Annotated in this window: 14 protein-coding genes; 7 read left to right on the top strand and 7 right to left on the bottom strand. The window is 37.6% G+C overall.

From position 1 onward, the window contains the following. The first annotated feature begins 168 nt into the window (after nucleotides 1–168). Nucleotides 169–2688, top strand: a complete 2520-nt coding sequence (locus ACKWBX_RS07590; protein ID WP_413968071.1) for a fasciclin domain-containing protein — start codon at nucleotides 169–171, stop codon at nucleotides 2686–2688. 261 nt (nucleotides 2689–2949) lie between these two features. Here the strand turns inward: ACKWBX_RS07590 and yidC are convergent, their stop codons facing one another. The 3 genes from yidC to ACKWBX_RS07575 all read right to left on the bottom strand — a co-directional run bounded on the left by yidC (nucleotide 2950) and on the right by ACKWBX_RS07575 (nucleotide 6826). Next, the gene (yidC, locus tag ACKWBX_RS07585) at nucleotides 2950–4809 is read right to left on the bottom strand and encodes a membrane protein insertase YidC (RefSeq protein ID WP_413968070.1); all 1860 of its coding nucleotides are present in this window, start codon (nucleotides 4807–4809) and stop codon (nucleotides 2950–2952) included. An 86-nt stretch (nucleotides 4810–4895) separates the two neighbouring features. Continuing rightward, nucleotides 4896–6533 carry a CTP synthase gene (locus ACKWBX_RS07580; RefSeq protein WP_413968069.1) on the bottom strand — a complete coding sequence of 546 codons (1638 nt, stop codon included), beginning with the start codon at nucleotides 6531–6533 and terminating at the stop codon, nucleotides 4896–4898. Nucleotides 6534–6583: 50 nt separating this feature from the next. Continuing rightward, nucleotides 6584–6826 carry a DUF3820 family protein gene (locus ACKWBX_RS07575; RefSeq protein ID WP_413968068.1) on the bottom strand — a complete coding sequence of 81 codons (243 nt, stop codon included), beginning with the start codon at nucleotides 6824–6826 and terminating at the stop codon, nucleotides 6584–6586. Nucleotides 6827–6873: 47 nt separating this feature from the next. Here ACKWBX_RS07575 and ACKWBX_RS07570 point away from each other — a divergent pair, with 47 nt between their 5' ends. Continuing rightward, the gene (locus ACKWBX_RS07570) at nucleotides 6874–7734 is read left to right on the top strand and encodes a hydroxypyruvate isomerase family protein (protein ID WP_413968067.1); all 861 of its coding nucleotides are present in this window, start codon (nucleotides 6874–6876) and stop codon (nucleotides 7732–7734) included. A 42-nt stretch (nucleotides 7735–7776) separates the two neighbouring features. On the opposite strand, the gene ACKWBX_RS07565 is transcribed toward ACKWBX_RS07570, so the two are convergent. Both ACKWBX_RS07565 and ACKWBX_RS07560 read right to left on the bottom strand, forming a co-directional pair. Continuing rightward, nucleotides 7777–8523 carry a LytR/AlgR family response regulator transcription factor gene (locus ACKWBX_RS07565; protein ID WP_413968066.1) on the bottom strand — a complete coding sequence of 249 codons (747 nt, stop codon included), beginning with the start codon at nucleotides 8521–8523 and terminating at the stop codon, nucleotides 7777–7779. An 8-nt stretch (nucleotides 8524–8531) separates the two neighbouring features. Then, nucleotides 8532–10331, bottom strand: a complete 1800-nt coding sequence (locus tag ACKWBX_RS07560) for a tetratricopeptide repeat-containing sensor histidine kinase (protein WP_413968065.1) — start codon at nucleotides 10329–10331, stop codon at nucleotides 8532–8534. A gap of 205 nt (nucleotides 10332–10536) precedes the next feature. Here ACKWBX_RS07560 and ACKWBX_RS07555 point away from each other — a divergent pair, with 205 nt between their 5' ends. The 5 genes from ACKWBX_RS07555 to ACKWBX_RS07535 all read left to right on the top strand — a co-directional run bounded on the left by ACKWBX_RS07555 (nucleotide 10537) and on the right by ACKWBX_RS07535 (nucleotide 15700). Beyond that, nucleotides 10537–11715 carry a hypothetical protein gene (locus ACKWBX_RS07555; protein ID WP_413968064.1) on the top strand — a complete coding sequence of 393 codons (1179 nt, stop codon included), beginning with the start codon at nucleotides 10537–10539 and terminating at the stop codon, nucleotides 11713–11715. A gap of 9 nt (nucleotides 11716–11724) precedes the next feature. After that, on the top strand, nucleotides 11725–12774 hold the full coding sequence (locus tag ACKWBX_RS07550) for a hypothetical protein (protein ID WP_413968063.1): 1050 nt from the start codon (nucleotides 11725–11727) through the stop codon (nucleotides 12772–12774). 9 nt (nucleotides 12775–12783) lie between these two features. Beyond that, nucleotides 12784–13980 carry a hypothetical protein gene (locus tag ACKWBX_RS07545; protein ID WP_413968062.1) on the top strand — a complete coding sequence of 399 codons (1197 nt, stop codon included), beginning with the start codon at nucleotides 12784–12786 and terminating at the stop codon, nucleotides 13978–13980. Between the two features lie 8 nt (nucleotides 13981–13988). Further along, nucleotides 13989–15245: a hypothetical protein gene (locus ACKWBX_RS07540; RefSeq protein WP_413968061.1), complete on the top strand. Its 1257-nt coding sequence runs from the start codon at nucleotides 13989–13991 to the stop codon at nucleotides 15243–15245. A gap of 176 nt (nucleotides 15246–15421) precedes the next feature. Then, nucleotides 15422–15700, top strand: coding sequence for a MerR family transcriptional regulator (locus ACKWBX_RS07535; RefSeq protein ID WP_413968060.1), 279 nt, complete (start codon nucleotides 15422–15424; stop codon nucleotides 15698–15700). Nucleotides 15701–15715: 15 nt separating this feature from the next. Here the strand turns inward: ACKWBX_RS07535 and ACKWBX_RS07530 are convergent, their stop codons facing one another. Both ACKWBX_RS07530 and ACKWBX_RS07525 read right to left on the bottom strand, forming a co-directional pair. Then, nucleotides 15716–16189 (bottom strand): DUF922 domain-containing protein, encoded by a 474-nt coding sequence (locus tag ACKWBX_RS07530; RefSeq protein ID WP_413968059.1) that lies wholly within the window; start codon nucleotides 16187–16189, stop codon nucleotides 15716–15718. 47 nt (nucleotides 16190–16236) lie between these two features. After that, complete coding sequence (locus ACKWBX_RS07525) at nucleotides 16237–16641, bottom strand: OsmC family protein (RefSeq protein WP_413968057.1); 405 nt, start codon at nucleotides 16639–16641, stop codon at nucleotides 16237–16239. Nucleotides 16642–16643 lie beyond the last annotated feature (2 nt).

Here is a 16643-nt window from a genome sequence, read left to right as displayed (position 1 = left end):
AATTAAACAAAAATGAAGTATTGTTGAACTTTATAGATGATTTTTAGTATAAATCGACGTATAACTCCACAAAATTATATTAATGTCGAATTAAAAAATCAAATTCAATGCTTTTAAATTGTTTTAATTAAACAACTATTAATTAAACATTAACGTAAAACACTAAAAATGAAAAAATTTGTACCGATTAAAAATTTATTAGCACTTTTTGCTTTGATTTCTGTTGTACTCTCTTGCGAAAAAGAAGAGGATACCATGACAGAAAGATCACAAACAAAAACCATTGTTGAAACCGCATCGGGAGAGGATGCATTATCCTCTTTGGTAACGGCATTGACCGCTGTGGACAACTTAGAAGAAACCGATTTGGCAGGAACACTGAGCGGCGATGGCCCCTTTACTGTCTTTGCCCCTACAAATGAAGCGTTTGCAGCATTGTTGGATCAATTGGAAGGGTTTGATTCTTTAGAGGATTTTGATTCTGCCGAAGAATTGGAAATACTAAAAACGATATTAACGTATCATGTAGTCTCCGGTGTTGCTGCTAAATCTACAGATTTAGAGGAAGGACAAAAAATAGGGACCGTACAGGGAGAGGAAGTTGCTATTACCCTTGAAGGTGGAGTATTCATAGACGATGCTACCGATACAAATGCAAAGGTAGTCATACCAGATGTTGAGGCCAGTAACGGAATTGTACATGTTATTGATAAAGTTTTGTTGCCACAGGCCATTATTGATGCCTTGAACAGTGGTATGGAAAATGAAGAAGGAACGTTGGTAGATGTTGTCGTTGCTACGGAAGCTTTATCTATTTTAGAAGCGGCAGTCATAAAGGCTGGTTTAGCCGAAACGTTGTCCAGCGAAGGACCATTTACAGTTTTTGCTCCAACCGATGAAGCCTTTATTGATTTACTAACAGCCTTAGGAGAGGATTATAATGGTCTGGATGATTTTGATACGGAAGAAGAACTGGCATTACTTAAAGATATTTTACTCTTTCATGTGATTGCCGGTGCAGAAGTAAAAGAGGCCGATTTAGCAGAAGGAGCGGTGGAAACTGCATTGAAAGGCAATAGCGTAGAAATCATAGCTTCAGGTGAAACTTTTGTGATAGGGGACGCATCAGAGACCAATGCCAATATTACCGCAACGGACGTTATGGCCTCCAATGGTGTTGCACATACTATAGATAAAGTATTATTACCACAATCCGCTGTCGATTTCGTAGCGACATTGACGTTAAAGAATATTGTGGATATAGCAGTGGCTACGGATGACCTAAGCCTTCTGGTAGGTGCGTTACAACAAGCTGATGCGGGGCTGGTCGAAACTTTGGGCGGTGAAGGTCCGTTTACAGTTTTTGCTCCAACAAATGAGGCTTTTGCAGAGTTATTAAATACATTGGGCGATGATTTCAACAGCCTTTCCGATTTTGATACAACCGAAGAAAAAGCACTTTTAGTCAAGGTATTGACTTATCACGTAGTAGCGGGTACAGCAGCTTTCTCAACGGACTTGAGCAATGGTCAGCACATAGAAACAGTACAAGGAGAAAATGTGGGCATCAACCTAAAAGATGGCACGGTTCACATAGTGGATGCGACGGAAACCAATGCAACTGTTGTAACTCCAGACGTGGAAGCAAGCAACGGTGTAGTTCATGTAATCAACAAGGTATTGCTGCCACAAGAAGTATTGGATGCTTTAGCTGCAATGAGCCTTAAAACAATTGTTGAGATTGCCGTAGCTACAGATGACCTGAGCCTATTGGTAGGTGCGTTACAACAAGCTGATGCCGGTCTTGTTGAAACTTTGGGTGGTGAAGGTCCATTTACGGTTTTTGCCCCAACAAATGAAGCTTTTGCGGAGTTATTGAATACTTTGGGCGATGATTACAATGACCTTTCCGATTTTGATACTGCCGATGAAAAAGCACTTTTAGTTGATATTCTTACATATCATGTAGTTGCTGGCACAGCAGCTTTCTCAACGGACTTGAGCAACGGGCAGCACATAGAAACATTTCAAGGGGAAAACGTTGGTATCGATCTAAAAGGTGGCACGGTCCACATAGAGGATGCTACGGAAACCAATGCAACCGTCGTTACTCCAGATGTGGAAGCGAGCAACGGTGTAGTACATGTAATCAATAAGGTATTATTGCCACAATCTGCTTTAGATGCCCTCACTCCGGCAGAACCAAATATTGTAGAAACTGCTCAGAGCGTAGCGGATCTAAGTTTATTGGTAGATGCGTTGATACAAGCTGATGCAGGACTAGTAGAAATTTTAAGTGGTGACGGCCCATTCACGGTTTTTGCTCCTACAAATGCAGCTTTTGCCGATTTATTGGATGCTTTAGGCGATGATTATCACAGCCTGGCCGATTTTGATACAGACCAAGAAAAAGCCTTGCTTGCCAGAGTATTAAAATATCATGTTGTAGTCGGTGCAGCAGTGGCTTCCACGGATTTAAGAGACCATCAAAGGATTGAAACCGCCAATCATGGTGAAGCGATTTTTGCCATTGTAAACCATGGCATCAGGATTAGGGATAAATCCGATACCGATGCAAATGTAGGCCCGGCAGATATTACAACGAGCAATGGTATAGTCCACGTTATAGACAAGGTATTGTTACCACAGGAAGTAGTAGACCTTTTGAACCCTGCTGCCTCGCACTAATATTTTATTTATTGATTGGTTGTTGAATCAAAAACCTCGCAAGGAAATTCTTGCGAGGTTTTTTTATGGCTTAAGGCAAACATCAAGTATGTTCTCTTTAGCATACAAATTTACGTTGGTGACAACTCTAATTTTTTTCCGGTCAGAATTAGACACATATTTGTAACCCCAAATCTTATCAAACCAAACCTTAATCAATGGCAAAAGCCCCCGAACTTTTCAGGGGCTTTTTATGTCCAATAGCGAAGTTTCTAAGAAAAATTACTTCTTTTTTTGCGCTTCGGCCTGTTCCATCATTTCACGCATCTTACGCTGAAATTTGTTTTCTTTTTTAGGCTTCTTTTTATTCTCCTGTATCTGCGCGTGTATTTTGTCGTTATCCAGAATTACGTTCTTTATCACCAGCATGATACCAATAGTAATCAAGTTTGAAACAAAGTAATATAAACTTAGACCACTTGCATAGTTGTTAAAGAATATTAGCATCATAAATGGCATCAGGTACATGATAAATTTCATGTTGGGCATACCTGGTTGTGTGGGCATATTCTGTCCTGTGGTCATCATCATATAGAAGAAAATAGCGATAGATGCCAAAATTGGGAATAAACTTACATGATTTCCATAAAACGTGGATATGAGAGGAATATTTGTTGTCCACTCAAAAATAGTGTCATAAGAAGATAGGTCATCTGCCCATAAAAAGGATTTTTGCCGTAATGCAAAAGATGTTGGGAAAAACATGAACAAGGCATAGAATATAGGCATTTGCAATAATGCCGGCACACAACCGCTCATAGGGCTAACGCCTGCCTTACTATAAAGTTTCATGGTTTCCTGTTGCTTCTTCATGGCATTGTCCTTGTACTTTTCCCCAAGCTCCGTGATTTCCGGTTTTAAAACCTTCATTTTAGCTTGAGACAAATAAGACTTATAGGTCACTGGTGACATGGCCAAACGCACCAATATCGTCATGATAATAATGGCGATACCATACGGGAAATAAGAACTTAATAAGGAGTAGAAAGGTGTGAAAACATATCTGTTGATCCAGCCAAAAATACCCCAACCAAAAGGAATGGAATCCTCTAAGCCCAAATCTTCATACTTGGACAATACTTTTACATCAGTAGGGCCAAAATACCAATACATATTTTTACTAAGCTCTCCGCCTTTAACTTCCAATGGTAATACGGAAGCATAATCTTTAGTAAAACCAAAAGTGCGACTTTCTTCCTCTACCAAATTTTTAGAGCTTAGCTCCCCAGTTTTGAACGGCTCGTCCGTTGCCAAAATAGAACTGAAAAAGTGTTGCCTATAGGATATCCATTTTAGGGATTCCTCCGTTTCCTCATCGTCACTACCCTCGGAAAGCTTGCTTATTTTATCGTCTTCATGGTTATAGGTCAAACGTGTGTACCTGTTTTCATATGCAATACTTTTGGAGTGGCGTATTCCCTTTAATCTCCAATCCAAGGTTACAGGTTTACTTTCATTGATTATTCTATCCAAACCTTGGCTACGAACGGTAAAGTCTACCAGGTATTCGCCCGGTTTCATTTCATATCGATATTCTAAAAATTGATTATTGGAAGTCTTCGCTTTTAGTGAAAGTACTTTATTTCCGTTTTCATTGGTCAATGAAGGTTCAAAAAATAAATCCTTCGTGTTGAGCGACCTATTATCCGATGTCGAGAAATTCAACCCAAAAGAACCGTTCCCATCTTTTATCAAATAAACGGGCACAGAATCATAGGTGACGAAATGCTTCATTTTCGCTTCTACTACATGCCCTCCCTTGTTACTTATTTTTAAGTAAAGTACATCGTTTTCCAAAACCGTGCTTCCTTCGTTCGGGGCGGTAAATCCAAAAGCACCTATTTGGCTTTTATAATTAGCGACCGCCACGGAATCCTGAAGATTTAATGTTGGCGGTTTGGTCTCTTCAACAATATTGGAATCAGTTTTTTCCGCTTCATTAGCTTCTACCTGTTCTTGTTTGGCTTTCTGTTCCTCCAACGCTTCTGGAGTAGGTTTGTTCTGGTAAAACATGTAGATGAGTATTCCAAAAATCAGTACAAAACCGATGATAGACTTAACATCTAATTTCTTTTCTTCCATCTAAAATTCTATTAATAATAAGGTAATGGTCAGCTTTTGCCCTAAAACCGATTTACGATGTGCAAATATATACCCAAATGTGGTTTTTATGCCATAGTGGCATTAGTTTGTGTTTTTTTATGCGCTAAAGAAGCCTTTACAAAGCTCACAAAAAGTGGGTGTGGATTGGCAACCGTACTCTTATATTCCGGATGATACTGCACCCCAATGAACCAAGGATGATCTTGAATTTCGACTATTTCCACCAAATTGGTCACAGAATTAATCCCGGATGCTTTAAGTCCCGCTTCTTCCAGTTGCGTTTTATACTCGTTATTGAATTCATAACGATGACGGTGACGTTCAGAAATATTTTGAGCGCCATCATAGATTTTTTGGGCCAGACTGCCATCTGACAAGGTACAATCCCAAGCCCCCAAACGCATGGTACCCCCTTTATTGGTTATAGTTTTTTGAGCTTCCATTAAATTGATGACCGGATGCGCTGTTGTTTCATCCATTTCCGTTGAGCTGGCATCCGCTATACCCAATACGTTTCTGGAATACTCGATAACTGCCATTTGCATGCCCAGACAAATTCCTAAAAACGGAATATCATTTTCACGTGCATGGCGCACCGCTTTTATCTTCCCTTCTATTCCTCTTTCCCCAAAACCGGGGGCGACCAAAATACCGTCCAACCCTTTGAGCTTGCTTTCATAATTCTTATCGGTGATGTATTCGGAATGGATAGAGCGCACCTTGACCATTACCTCATTAACGGCTCCGGCATGAATAAAAGCTTCCAAAATGGATTTATACGAATCTTGTAGTTCCACATATTTTCCAATTAAACCGATGACAACTTCGTTCTTTGGATTTTTATGTCGCTTCAAAAATTCTTTCCATTGGGTCAAATCTGGCTCATTGCTGTTTTTCAGGTTCAGTTTCTGAAGCGTTACGGTGTCCAAACCTTCTTCCTGCATCAATACTGGTACATCATAAATGGTGGATGCATCAATGCTTTGGATTACAGCTTCTCTCTTAACGTTACAGAAAAGTGCCAATTTGTCCTTTATCTCATCGGAAATCTCATGTTCGGTCCTACAGACCAAAATATCAGCTTTGATTCCGCTTTCCATTAAGGTCTTTACCGAATGCTGTGTGGGTTTTGTTTTCAACTCGCCCGCAGCTGATAAAAATGGCACTAAAGTCAAATGTATCACAATGGCGTTGTTATCGCCCAACTCCCATAAAAGTTGTCTCACCGCTTCAATGTAGGGAAGCGATTCTATATCACCCACGGTTCCACCAATTTCCGTAATTACAATATCATAGTCCCCACTATTTCCCAATAGCTGTACCCGTTCCTTTATTTCATTGGTGATATGGGGTACCACTTGAACCGTTTTTCCCAGAAATTCACCTCTTCGTTCTTTTTCGATGACACTTTGATAGATTCTGCCCGTGGTCACATTATTGGCCTGTGAAGTATTTACATTTAAAAATCGTTCATAGTGGCCTAAATCCAAATCGGTTTCGGCACCGTCATCCGTAACATAACACTCCCCATGCTCGTATGGGTTCAATGTTCCGGGATCTACGTTAATATATGGGTCCAGTTTTTGGATGGTGGTCTTATAGCCCCTGGCCTGTAAAAGTTTTGCCAGTGATGCCGCTATAATTCCTTTTCCTAACGAAGAAGTTACACCGCCCGTAACGAAGATGTATTTGGTTTGTGCCATTTGTGGGTTTCTATGTTACGGGAAACAAAAATACAAATTGCCCAAGGAAATCAGCCGTTTTCTCTGGGAAAATCTTTCTGTATCTTCCAAATTATGGATTCCAGATTATTTACTTTAATTTCCAGCATAGCTTGCAATAAATCGCCCAATTTACCATCAGGAAATCCTTTTTGACGAAACCATATCAAATATGCTTCAGGCAGATTTACCAAATAATCCCCTTTATATTTTCCAAAGGGCATCCTATAATGTGCCAATTCAATTAATTTCTGCTTATCCGGTTTAATTTCCATTTTTAAAACTAAAAAATATATCTTTAGAAACCTTTTAAAAATCCAAAATGAAAAGACGTAATTTTATTGGAACATCCGCTGCGGCCTCTGTGGGATTGTTGGCCTGTAAAACTGGAAATGCAATGGAAATCTCCAAAAAATTTGAACTAAAAAACAACATCAATCACAGTGTTTGCCATTGGTGTTTTAACGATATTCCCTTAGAGGATTTTCTAAAAACATTGAACGAACTTGGTATAAAGTCCGTAGATCTGATGGGGCCAAACGAATGGCCATTGCTCAAAAAGTACGATATTCATTGCGCCATGTGCAACGGTGCGGAAATTAGTTTGACAGAAGGGTGGAACGACCCGAAATATCACGAGGAACTTATAAAAAATTATACTGAAATTATTCCAAAAGTAGCGGAGGCCGGCTATAAAAATCTAATTTGTTTTAGTGGCAATAGAAGGGGCATGGATGATGAAACGGGTTTGGCCAATTGCGTGGTAGGCTTAAAACAGATACTCCCTTTGGCAGAAAAACACGGCGTTGTCATACAAATGGAACTTTTCAACCAAATAAACCATCCCGACTACATGTGTGATACTTCCGCGTGGGGGATTGCGCTTTGTAAAGCGTTAGGTTCCGAAAATTTTAAATTACTTTATGATATCTATCACATGCAAATACAGGAAGGTGATATCATACGGTCCATACAGGATAATCACCAGTATTTTGGTCATTACCATACTGCGGGAGTCCCCGGAAGGCACGAAATTGATGACACGCAAGAACTTTACTACCCTGCTATTATGAAGGCCATCCTAAAAACTGGATATCAGGGATATGTGGCACAGGAATTTATACCTGCCAAAGAGGATAAAATTTCTTCTTTAAAGACAGCTTTTACTATTTGTGATATTTAAATTTTAAGTTTTAAAAGCCTTCCCGTATTGAAAAAGATTTTTTTAAGAATTCATTTTCTTAAGAAATTCCTCTCTACGACGTGTTGCAATCTCTACGGAGGCGCCATCTGCCATTTGAACATAACTTCCTTTACCTTTTACGTATTTATCTACGTAATCCATATTGATATAATGAGATTTATGCGCCCTGAAGAATTGTGGAGCGTTCAATAATTCCTCAAAATATTTGAGTGTACGGGTTGCGGTTATTTTTCTATTCGAATTCAAATAAATATCCGTGTAGTTACCATCGGATTGACATCTAACGATATCATCTACCTTGACAAAACTATGCCCGTATAGTCTTGGAATGGCAAGCTTTTTTGTTCCATTGAACTTATGTTCAAAGTTATGGAAAAGCGTTTCTAGTTTTTTGGCTATTTCTTTTTGATCGGTTTTTTCAACTAACTTTTGTATTGTTGTTGCAAATTCATCAACATCCAAAGGTTTTAAAAGATAATCCAACGCCGAAAAACGAAAGGCCTCTACGGCATAGGTATCGTATGCCGTTGTAAAAATCACTTCGAAGTTTATCTTGGTCAATTGTTTAAGAAGATCAAAGCCGGTCTCATCATTCAGGTGCACGTCCAAAAAAACAATATCGGGTGTTTTTGATTCGATTTGTTCTTTTGCTTCGGTAAGCGTGCTACATACCGCGACCAAGATTATTTTATTTTCATAATTGGCCAGTAAGTGAACCAAACGGTTCCTGCAATGTTCCTCATCATCAACAATAATGGCTTTTAACATAATATGTTTTAAAATTGAAGTTCTAGCGGTAATTTTAATTCAACTCTTAATCCCTGAGTTTTATCTATCAATACGACATTGCCCTTCGTTTCTTTTAATCGGCTTAGAATATCCAGCCTATTTTTGGTAATCCTTATGCCCATTGAGGTATTTTCACTTTTAAGTTTTACATTTTTAGTTCTCCCTACTCCATTGTCATCTACACTACAGACCAACAAATCCCCTTCCTTTTTGGTTTCAATATTTATGTGGCCGCCGTTTTGATTTTTTGCAATACCGTGCCAGATACTGTTTTCTATGAAAGGCTGTAACATTAAAGGTGGCACCAAGGTATTCTCTACATCTATTTCCCTGCCAACACTTATGGTATGGGTAAGCTTGTTCTTTAAGCGGATGGCCTCAATTTGTATGTAAAGCTCCATCAACTCAAGATCTTCTTTGAGCGTTATCCATTTTTTTTCAGAATTTTCCAATATGGAACGTGTAAGCTTTGCAAATTTAATAAGATACTCGTTTGCCTTTTCTATATCGTTTTTAACCATAAAATCGCTAATGGAGCTTAAGGAATTGAAGATAAAATGAGGGTTCATTTGCGACCTAAGTGCTTTGAGTTCAGTTTCTGCCACCTTGGTATTAAAATCGGCTATCTTTTTTTCTTCTAAAATGTCACGTCTACGTTTGTAGAAAAAATATCCGGCTATCGCGAAAATCATCAAAAGAACGGCACCGACTAAATATCCGTTTTTTACTATTTTTTGTTGTTTGATCTCTTCATTTGCAACATCTTGTTGCATTTTCATCTTAAACTGCATTTCCTTTTTGGTGATTTCCGATTTTTTTTCCTCGTTCAAAACACTGTCCCTAAATTTTATGTGGTTTTTATAGGCCGTAAGTGCATCTTCCATTTTATTTTGTTCTTCATACACCGTACTTAATACCTTCCAAGAATCTGCCTGCCATTCTACGGCACCTATTTCTTCTGAAAGTTTTAAGGCTTCTTCACCACTTATAAGGGCCTTGTCATAATTTTTCAACAATATGTTTACCTTACCTATACTATTTAGGGCCGAAGCTTCTATATAATTGTTCTCTATTTTTCTTGAAATATCCACGGCGATTTGATAAAATTCAAGTGCCTTTTGGTAAGCTCCCATACCCTTATATGCCAAAGCCAGGTTGTTTGTGATAGCGGCTATGAAAAAATCGTTTTTTTCTTCTTTTGAAAGTCTTAGCGCTTTCTTTAAATAGGACACTGCTTCTTCATGTCTATCCGAGTCCGTGTACACTATCGCAATATTTGTCAAGCCCCGTATTTGGTTCGGTACATTTCCTAGATTTTCGGAGGTAGAGAGAAAAGTACCATATTTTTCCAAGGCTTCATCGTATTCCTTTAAATCAGCGTGAATATTGGCCAAATTGTTGAGCATGCTGAGCTTTAATGACTCGTCTCCGGTTTTTTGACCTATGTCCAATGCTTTTTGAAACGCGTCCAGCGCATTTAAGTTGTCCGCAACAATGTAATATAAATTTCCTTTTTGAGTATATGAAAGGCCCAAGCCCTTTTGCCAATTTAAATCAGACGAAATATCAATGGCTTTATCCACATGCAAAAAGGCGGCTCCCGGATTTGAATGCCGCATTTTTTGAGCAATACCCAACAAAATGTTTACTTTACTAGAGTCTTGTTCTTGATTTAATTTTAGTTCCCTTAAGAGTGAATCCAGTTCTTTTTCTTGGGAAATACCCAAAAATGAAACAAAAAAAAATAAAAAGGAAAGTATAGTCTTTTGGATGGTTTCCGTAATCATTTGGTCTTACTGAAAATCAAATCTACATAGTTTTTTACTATTCATGATACATGTTTTAATATATCACAAAAAACATTCATTATGAACTTGATAACAGTTAACGCTAAAAACGGGACGTTAAATAATTGATAGTGGCACAGAACTTCGTAAATGTTTAGTTTGACACCTACGATAGTTATCGTAAGTAATTATTTAATTATCATATATGAAAGACTCATTTGTCCTTACATTGATTATTGCCTTTTTCCTATTGGGCAATGTTCAAAATACCCAAGCGCAATTCCTTAAAAAGCTTCAAAAAAAAATTGAGCAAAAAGTAGAGCAAAAAGCTGATGAAAAAACCGATGAACTCCTGAACGGAAAAGACAAGAAAACTATAAAATCAAAAGAAGAAAATCCTACCACTAAAACACCATCCGAAAATAAAACACAAAAAACGGTCGAGCCCGTTCAAAAGAAATCAAAGAATAACAAAGATTTCTCCAAGGACCCGAGCATAATCACCTATGCATCGCCTTCTGAGCATTTTAATGATTTTGTTCTGTTGACCCATAAGGGAACGCCCAGATTTGGTGATTTGAATCTTTACAATCCTGCCAACAAAGGCTATGCCGAAGAAAAGGAGTATCATAAAAAAATGAAACTTATAAATACCGGCTTTCAGTGTTTCAAAAGTCTGGTGAATCTAAAATATTCAGATACATTTATGAAAAATCTGGATACCGAAAAGCCTACTACAAATCGCCCTTCAAGCAGTGATCAAAAAACAAGAAATAATGAAGAGGTACAACATATGCTTAGAAATATGGTGGCCCCGAATTTTTGCAATTCTGATGCCTGTAAGAATATGTATTTAGGGGATAATGAATTTGAACTTTTAAGAAATTATAGGAATTTCACTAAAGAAGTTCTTCCTGATCTTTTGAAATGGTCTAAAACATTTTTTAAAGAAGATAGTCAGATCATCTACTACGTATCCAGAGTTACCCCAAGATCTTACGATTTTGAAAAAAAGGGTTTTTGGGGTAGTTTGTCTTTTAATTTATTTGGACCAAGACAATCAGGAAATCTTAAATTAGAGTCGCATTTTGAACCTAAAGCGCAGTATGAAAGTACTATAAACGATAACCTTGGCCCATACAAGAATATTCAGTTTTTGATTCCTATAGATGTGGCCGTTGCCGAAAGCTTTCAAAAAAATAAGAATATGCTTTACCTAGTTCGCAAAATAAAGCTTTCCATACCATCAGAACCAAGGGAAAACCTGAGCTTATTAAAATTCTCTTATTATCATGAAAGCCCTATAATAGATATATACCAAGATGCGGCATTGACACAAAAAATAACCAGTATTTCTTTCGAAGAATTAATACTCAAAAAATAACGATCAAATATGTTTAGAAAATATATGCTGATTATTTTATTAATTGGGATTTCTGCTCATGGTCAAGGTGAATCCGTCAATGAAAACCTGTTAATTTTTAAATCCCCATCGCCCAACCTGATTTCGCTGGCTCTACAAACCCATAAGCAAAAACTACGGTTCGGCGAACAAGATAACTACTTTATAACACCGCACGGAGATTACATAAATGCAAAGGCTGAGGAGTACCTGAAAGTTGACATGAAAACAGTCGAGGTAGCGTATGGAAGACAAGGTTTTATCACGCTTTTGAAAATGAAATTTCAAGCTGATCTCTTTGACAATATGGATAAAGAATATTTTACCGAAAGAACCAACAATATGTATGAAGAGGATTTGAAATCCTACACTGCACAAAATCACATACTAAAAGCGGCCAATTCTCTTTCCACCAGAAAAGAGATGAAACGCTATTTCTGCAATAGTGATCTTACCAAGGAGAAATGTGAAAGAACATATGGGGACGATAACTACTCCTACCGTTCTATTGGCCAAGAGATATACTGGGGCGGTATGGGCGCCAATGAATTTCAACGATTGCGCAATTATAAAGAATTTGTGAACGCCAATTTAAAAACCTTGCAGCAATGGAGTGCAGAGGTGATACCCGATAACGTTGTAGACGGCTATTTTGTGGCAAAATCCATTTTGGGAAAATATGATTTTAAGGCGAAAGGGTACTGGTTACGGGATTTTCACGGAAGCAATAATTTTCTGGTAAACTTTTATAATCTGGAACCTGTTGATTCCTATGAAAGAAAACTATTGCATAAAAACGGGACGCAAATTTTATTGAAAATGTCGCCTGAAGTGGCAGAATCATTTTCTAAAAACCATGAATATATATTTATGGTCTTTGATATAAAGGCAAAAATCAAGGGAGTGAAAAGTTATCGCAATGATACCCTCAAAACATCCTACAGCCTTAACAGTCCAATAATAAATCTATATACAGATGATAGTCTTACTCTAAATATTGGGGAATTGGACATCACCAATATGACCACAAGAACAAGATAATCTTATAAAATGTTACAAAGAAGAATCGTACACACACTACTCATAGGTTCCTTTCTGATAGGCGGCGTTCAAAATGCCAATGGACAGCTGCTCAAGAATTTAAAGAAAAAAATGGAACAAAAATTGGAGAAAAAAGCGGACGAAAAGACCGACCAACTTTTAAACGGCAAAGGTGAAAAAGAGGATGACCAAAAATTGGTTCATAAGCAAGCCAATACAGCTTCCAAAAACCAAAACACCAAGGACTCTACAAATACATTGGAGCGTAACGAAGTTGCGGTAAATGATGCCAATATCATCACTTGTAAAGCACCTTCGGAAAATTTTACCGATATAGTCATACAATCACACAATGGCTTGCCCAGATTTGGAGACCTCTATTTTCGGAGGAACGTTACCGCACCCACTAACAACAAAGGTTATCAATCCCTGTTGGAACTTAAATATCTGACCGATGTGTATGCCGATATGGACCGCACTACATTGACCAAAGGCAGTAGGAACAGTTCCGAACAAAATGCGAGCGTAAAACATTCCATCTTCGCGCAGCGGCACTTATTCAACATTTTAGCAAATATCGGTTCGGAAAAATTATTGATAAAATATGCCTGTGATTCTGAATCCGGGACCAATTGCGAATTTTTTGGGCGCTACGGGGATAGAATACTTCCTAACACTTGGGGCGGTAATCAACAAAATCAATTTCAACAAATGCGTAGTTATACCGGCTTCGTAAAAAATCATCTTGAAGAATTACAGACTTGGGCCGCTACGTTTTTCAAAAACGGATATGAAGTTGCTTATTATGTTGACCGAGGTTGGATAAATGCAAAATACGATTTCAAAAAGAAAGGATATTGGGTCTCTAATCTAAAACATAGTACTAGGGGGTTTTTGATACATCCCTCCAATTTTTTAGCCTATACCAGTGGAGAAAAACTATTAAAAAACGATTCAGAACTTATTTTTCTTCCCATGTCTCCAACAAAAGCCAAAACCTTACAACTGGAAGAACGTCAAATCAAAGGAAAAATATCTGTTTATACGGTTTTCAAAGTAAAAGTCAGGTATAGGGAACCCGGTCAAGATAAAACTAACGTGCAGTTTGAATATGAATTGGAAAATTCAAAAATTGAACTATTCAAGGATATCGCCCTCACCGAAAAAATTGGGGAGTTAGACACTAACAACTTAATTGTCAAATAAATAGAAAGATGCAAAATCAAAATAAATATTACTTCGGTCTTTTTCTTCTAATGAGCATTTTAGCATACCAACCCGTTGATGCCCAAATTCTTAAAAAGTTTAAGAAAAAAATAGAGGATAAAGTAGTTAAAAAGGCAGATACGAAAACGGACGAAATCTTGAACGGGGAAAAATCAAAACAGAAGAACAACACTGACCATGAACAGCAACATACGTCCCAAACTTCAAAGGAAAGTAATTCTAAATCACAAACGATCAACAAAAAAAAGGGCAGGCATAACACAGTTATTACAGATAATTCCGACTTGTTGGTTTTTAAGTCTCCCACCACAGCATTCAAGGATATTGTAATTCAAAAGTTCAATGGCCTGCCAAGATTTGGCTTACAAAATCGTTATATGTCAGATTATCAAAACCCGGATAGGTCTCGCGAGATAGGAGAAAAGCTGCAAAGAATAGACTATAATGGTTTTGAGAAATTGGTAAAAATCCATTTTATGAAAGACTATTTTAAAAATATGGATAAAACAGCCCTTACCGCTCAAAGCAGAAGTCCAAAGAAAGTTGATGTTGAATCTTACATTGCACAACAACTTATACTTCGTTTTGCTTCAAATATGGCCACACAAGAAACTATCTTAAAATATTTTTGCAGCCAGCCTCGTACAGATGGTAGCTGCACTTTTAGTGGTAAGTGGGGCGGAAAAGATGCCGACAGCTTTACTGAAAATGAAAAATACATAGCTTTCCTAGACGAGCATTTGGACACAATCCTAAAATGGAGCGATGCCTTCTTTGAGGACGATGGCGAAGAAGTATATAGCGTAACTAGCCACAAAATCAGTAATTATGATTTTGACAATATGGGATATTGGGTATCCCTACCCATGCGGCAACACATTAGTGGTATAGAAGATTCTGATCATAGCAATTATTTCTTTGAGTATCTCCCCCAGACCACGTATGGTAATACTTTGTTTAACAAGATAAGTGAACCAGAATATTACAATGCTATTGTATTGGTAAAAATAGACCCTGAAATCGCTGAATCACAATTGAGCGAATGGAATACGAAAACCTTATATTTTGCCACAAAGACCAAATTGGTTTTTAAAGAAATATATAAAGGAAATCTATATTTAGATAGGCCTTCATATACTTACCACTATACCGACCCCATTATAGAAGTATATACGAAATTAGATCTTTTGGAAAAGGTATCGGAAGTAGATATGGAACATCTAACCTTTAAAAAACACGAATAAATTTAACTTAGAAACACAAACACTTTTATTAAAGATATTTTTCAAAACATCCATCGAAGTAATTTCGAGATAGGTGTTTAAAATGTATCATGAGAAAAATTAGGGTTATTAAAACAGGTTTTTCTTATTTGTTAAGTATAACTAGAAAAATTATAAATCGTTTAATATATTTTACCATGAAAAACAGAATTTTATTGCTCAGTAGTCTTTTATTGATTTTAATGCTCAACACTCAATGTGGTGTTAAAGATGCCATTGACGATACTGCGTTATCCGTTAGATGCGCAAATCTTGTCGTAGCATTGGATGAAAGAACCGACAATAATCCAGATCGCTCGTGCGATGAGGTAATTGCGGACATTGATGAGATAGAAAGGGTCTGTGGCGATATTATTTCCGAAAGCAACAGAGAACAGTTCAACGAGCTCCGTGAGGCCTGTGCTGCCGCAAATTAAACAAGCGGTCAAATATTATTTTTGAGCTAGAATCTTTTTAATTTTCTTGACCCAAGCATCCTGCTTTTCAATATTTCGGGAGAAATCGGTTTCTTTATCGTAATCGTTTTGATAGTCGTTGAGTTCCTTTAATATTCTTTTGTAAATGGTCCTTACTTCTTTCTTGACATTTTTTGTGAACTGTTTTTGAGCCAATTCTTTTCGCATTTTTCGAGTGAAAACTTCCGTAATATCAAAATGGAGTTGCTCGTGGGCCAGTATAATCTCATTGGAAATTTGTGGTTTGTACCAAGATTTCGTTGGATAAAAAAAAGAGTTTACTTCGTAGTCTAACTTTAATTCATCGTTTTCATAATATGTCGAAAATTGATAGCTTATTCCGCTAGCGGTAGTAGCCGCAGCGGAAGAGCCTAATGGAACGTTACCTTTAAAATCTTCCCAACGTAGCCTCCTATCTTCATTCCACGCCATTTCTTCCTGACAGAACACGCTTTGCGAACCTATCAGAAGGCAAACAAAAATACATGTACAAATTTTCAAGAAGTCCAATGGAACGTAATCACTTTTTCTATGTCCGGATGCAAACTATAATGCACGGGGCATGTATTGGCCGTATTTTCCAATATTTTTCTGTTCTTTTCGGAGACGGATGCGGGTAAAGTAAGTATTACTTCAATTTTTGAAATCCTTCTCGGAGCGGAGGCCATATGTTTGGTCACTTCTGCCGTAGCGTTCTTGATATCTACTTCCAGATTGCGGGCTTTTATGCCCATCATGGTAAGCATACAGCTCGCCAGGCCTGTTGCAACGGTATCCGTAGGTGAAAAAGCCTGACCTAGACCATTATTATCCGTTGGGGCATCCGTTACGAAAGTATCCCCGGACTTTAAATGAACGCATGAAGTTCTTAATTCTCCGTTGTAAGTAACCTTAGAAGTCATTT

The sequence above is a fragment of the Maribacter algae genome (assembly GCF_047345745.1).
GTDB lineage: Bacteria > Bacteroidota > Bacteroidia > Flavobacteriales > Flavobacteriaceae > Maribacter.
This window is presented reverse-complemented; position numbering and strand designations above follow the sequence as displayed.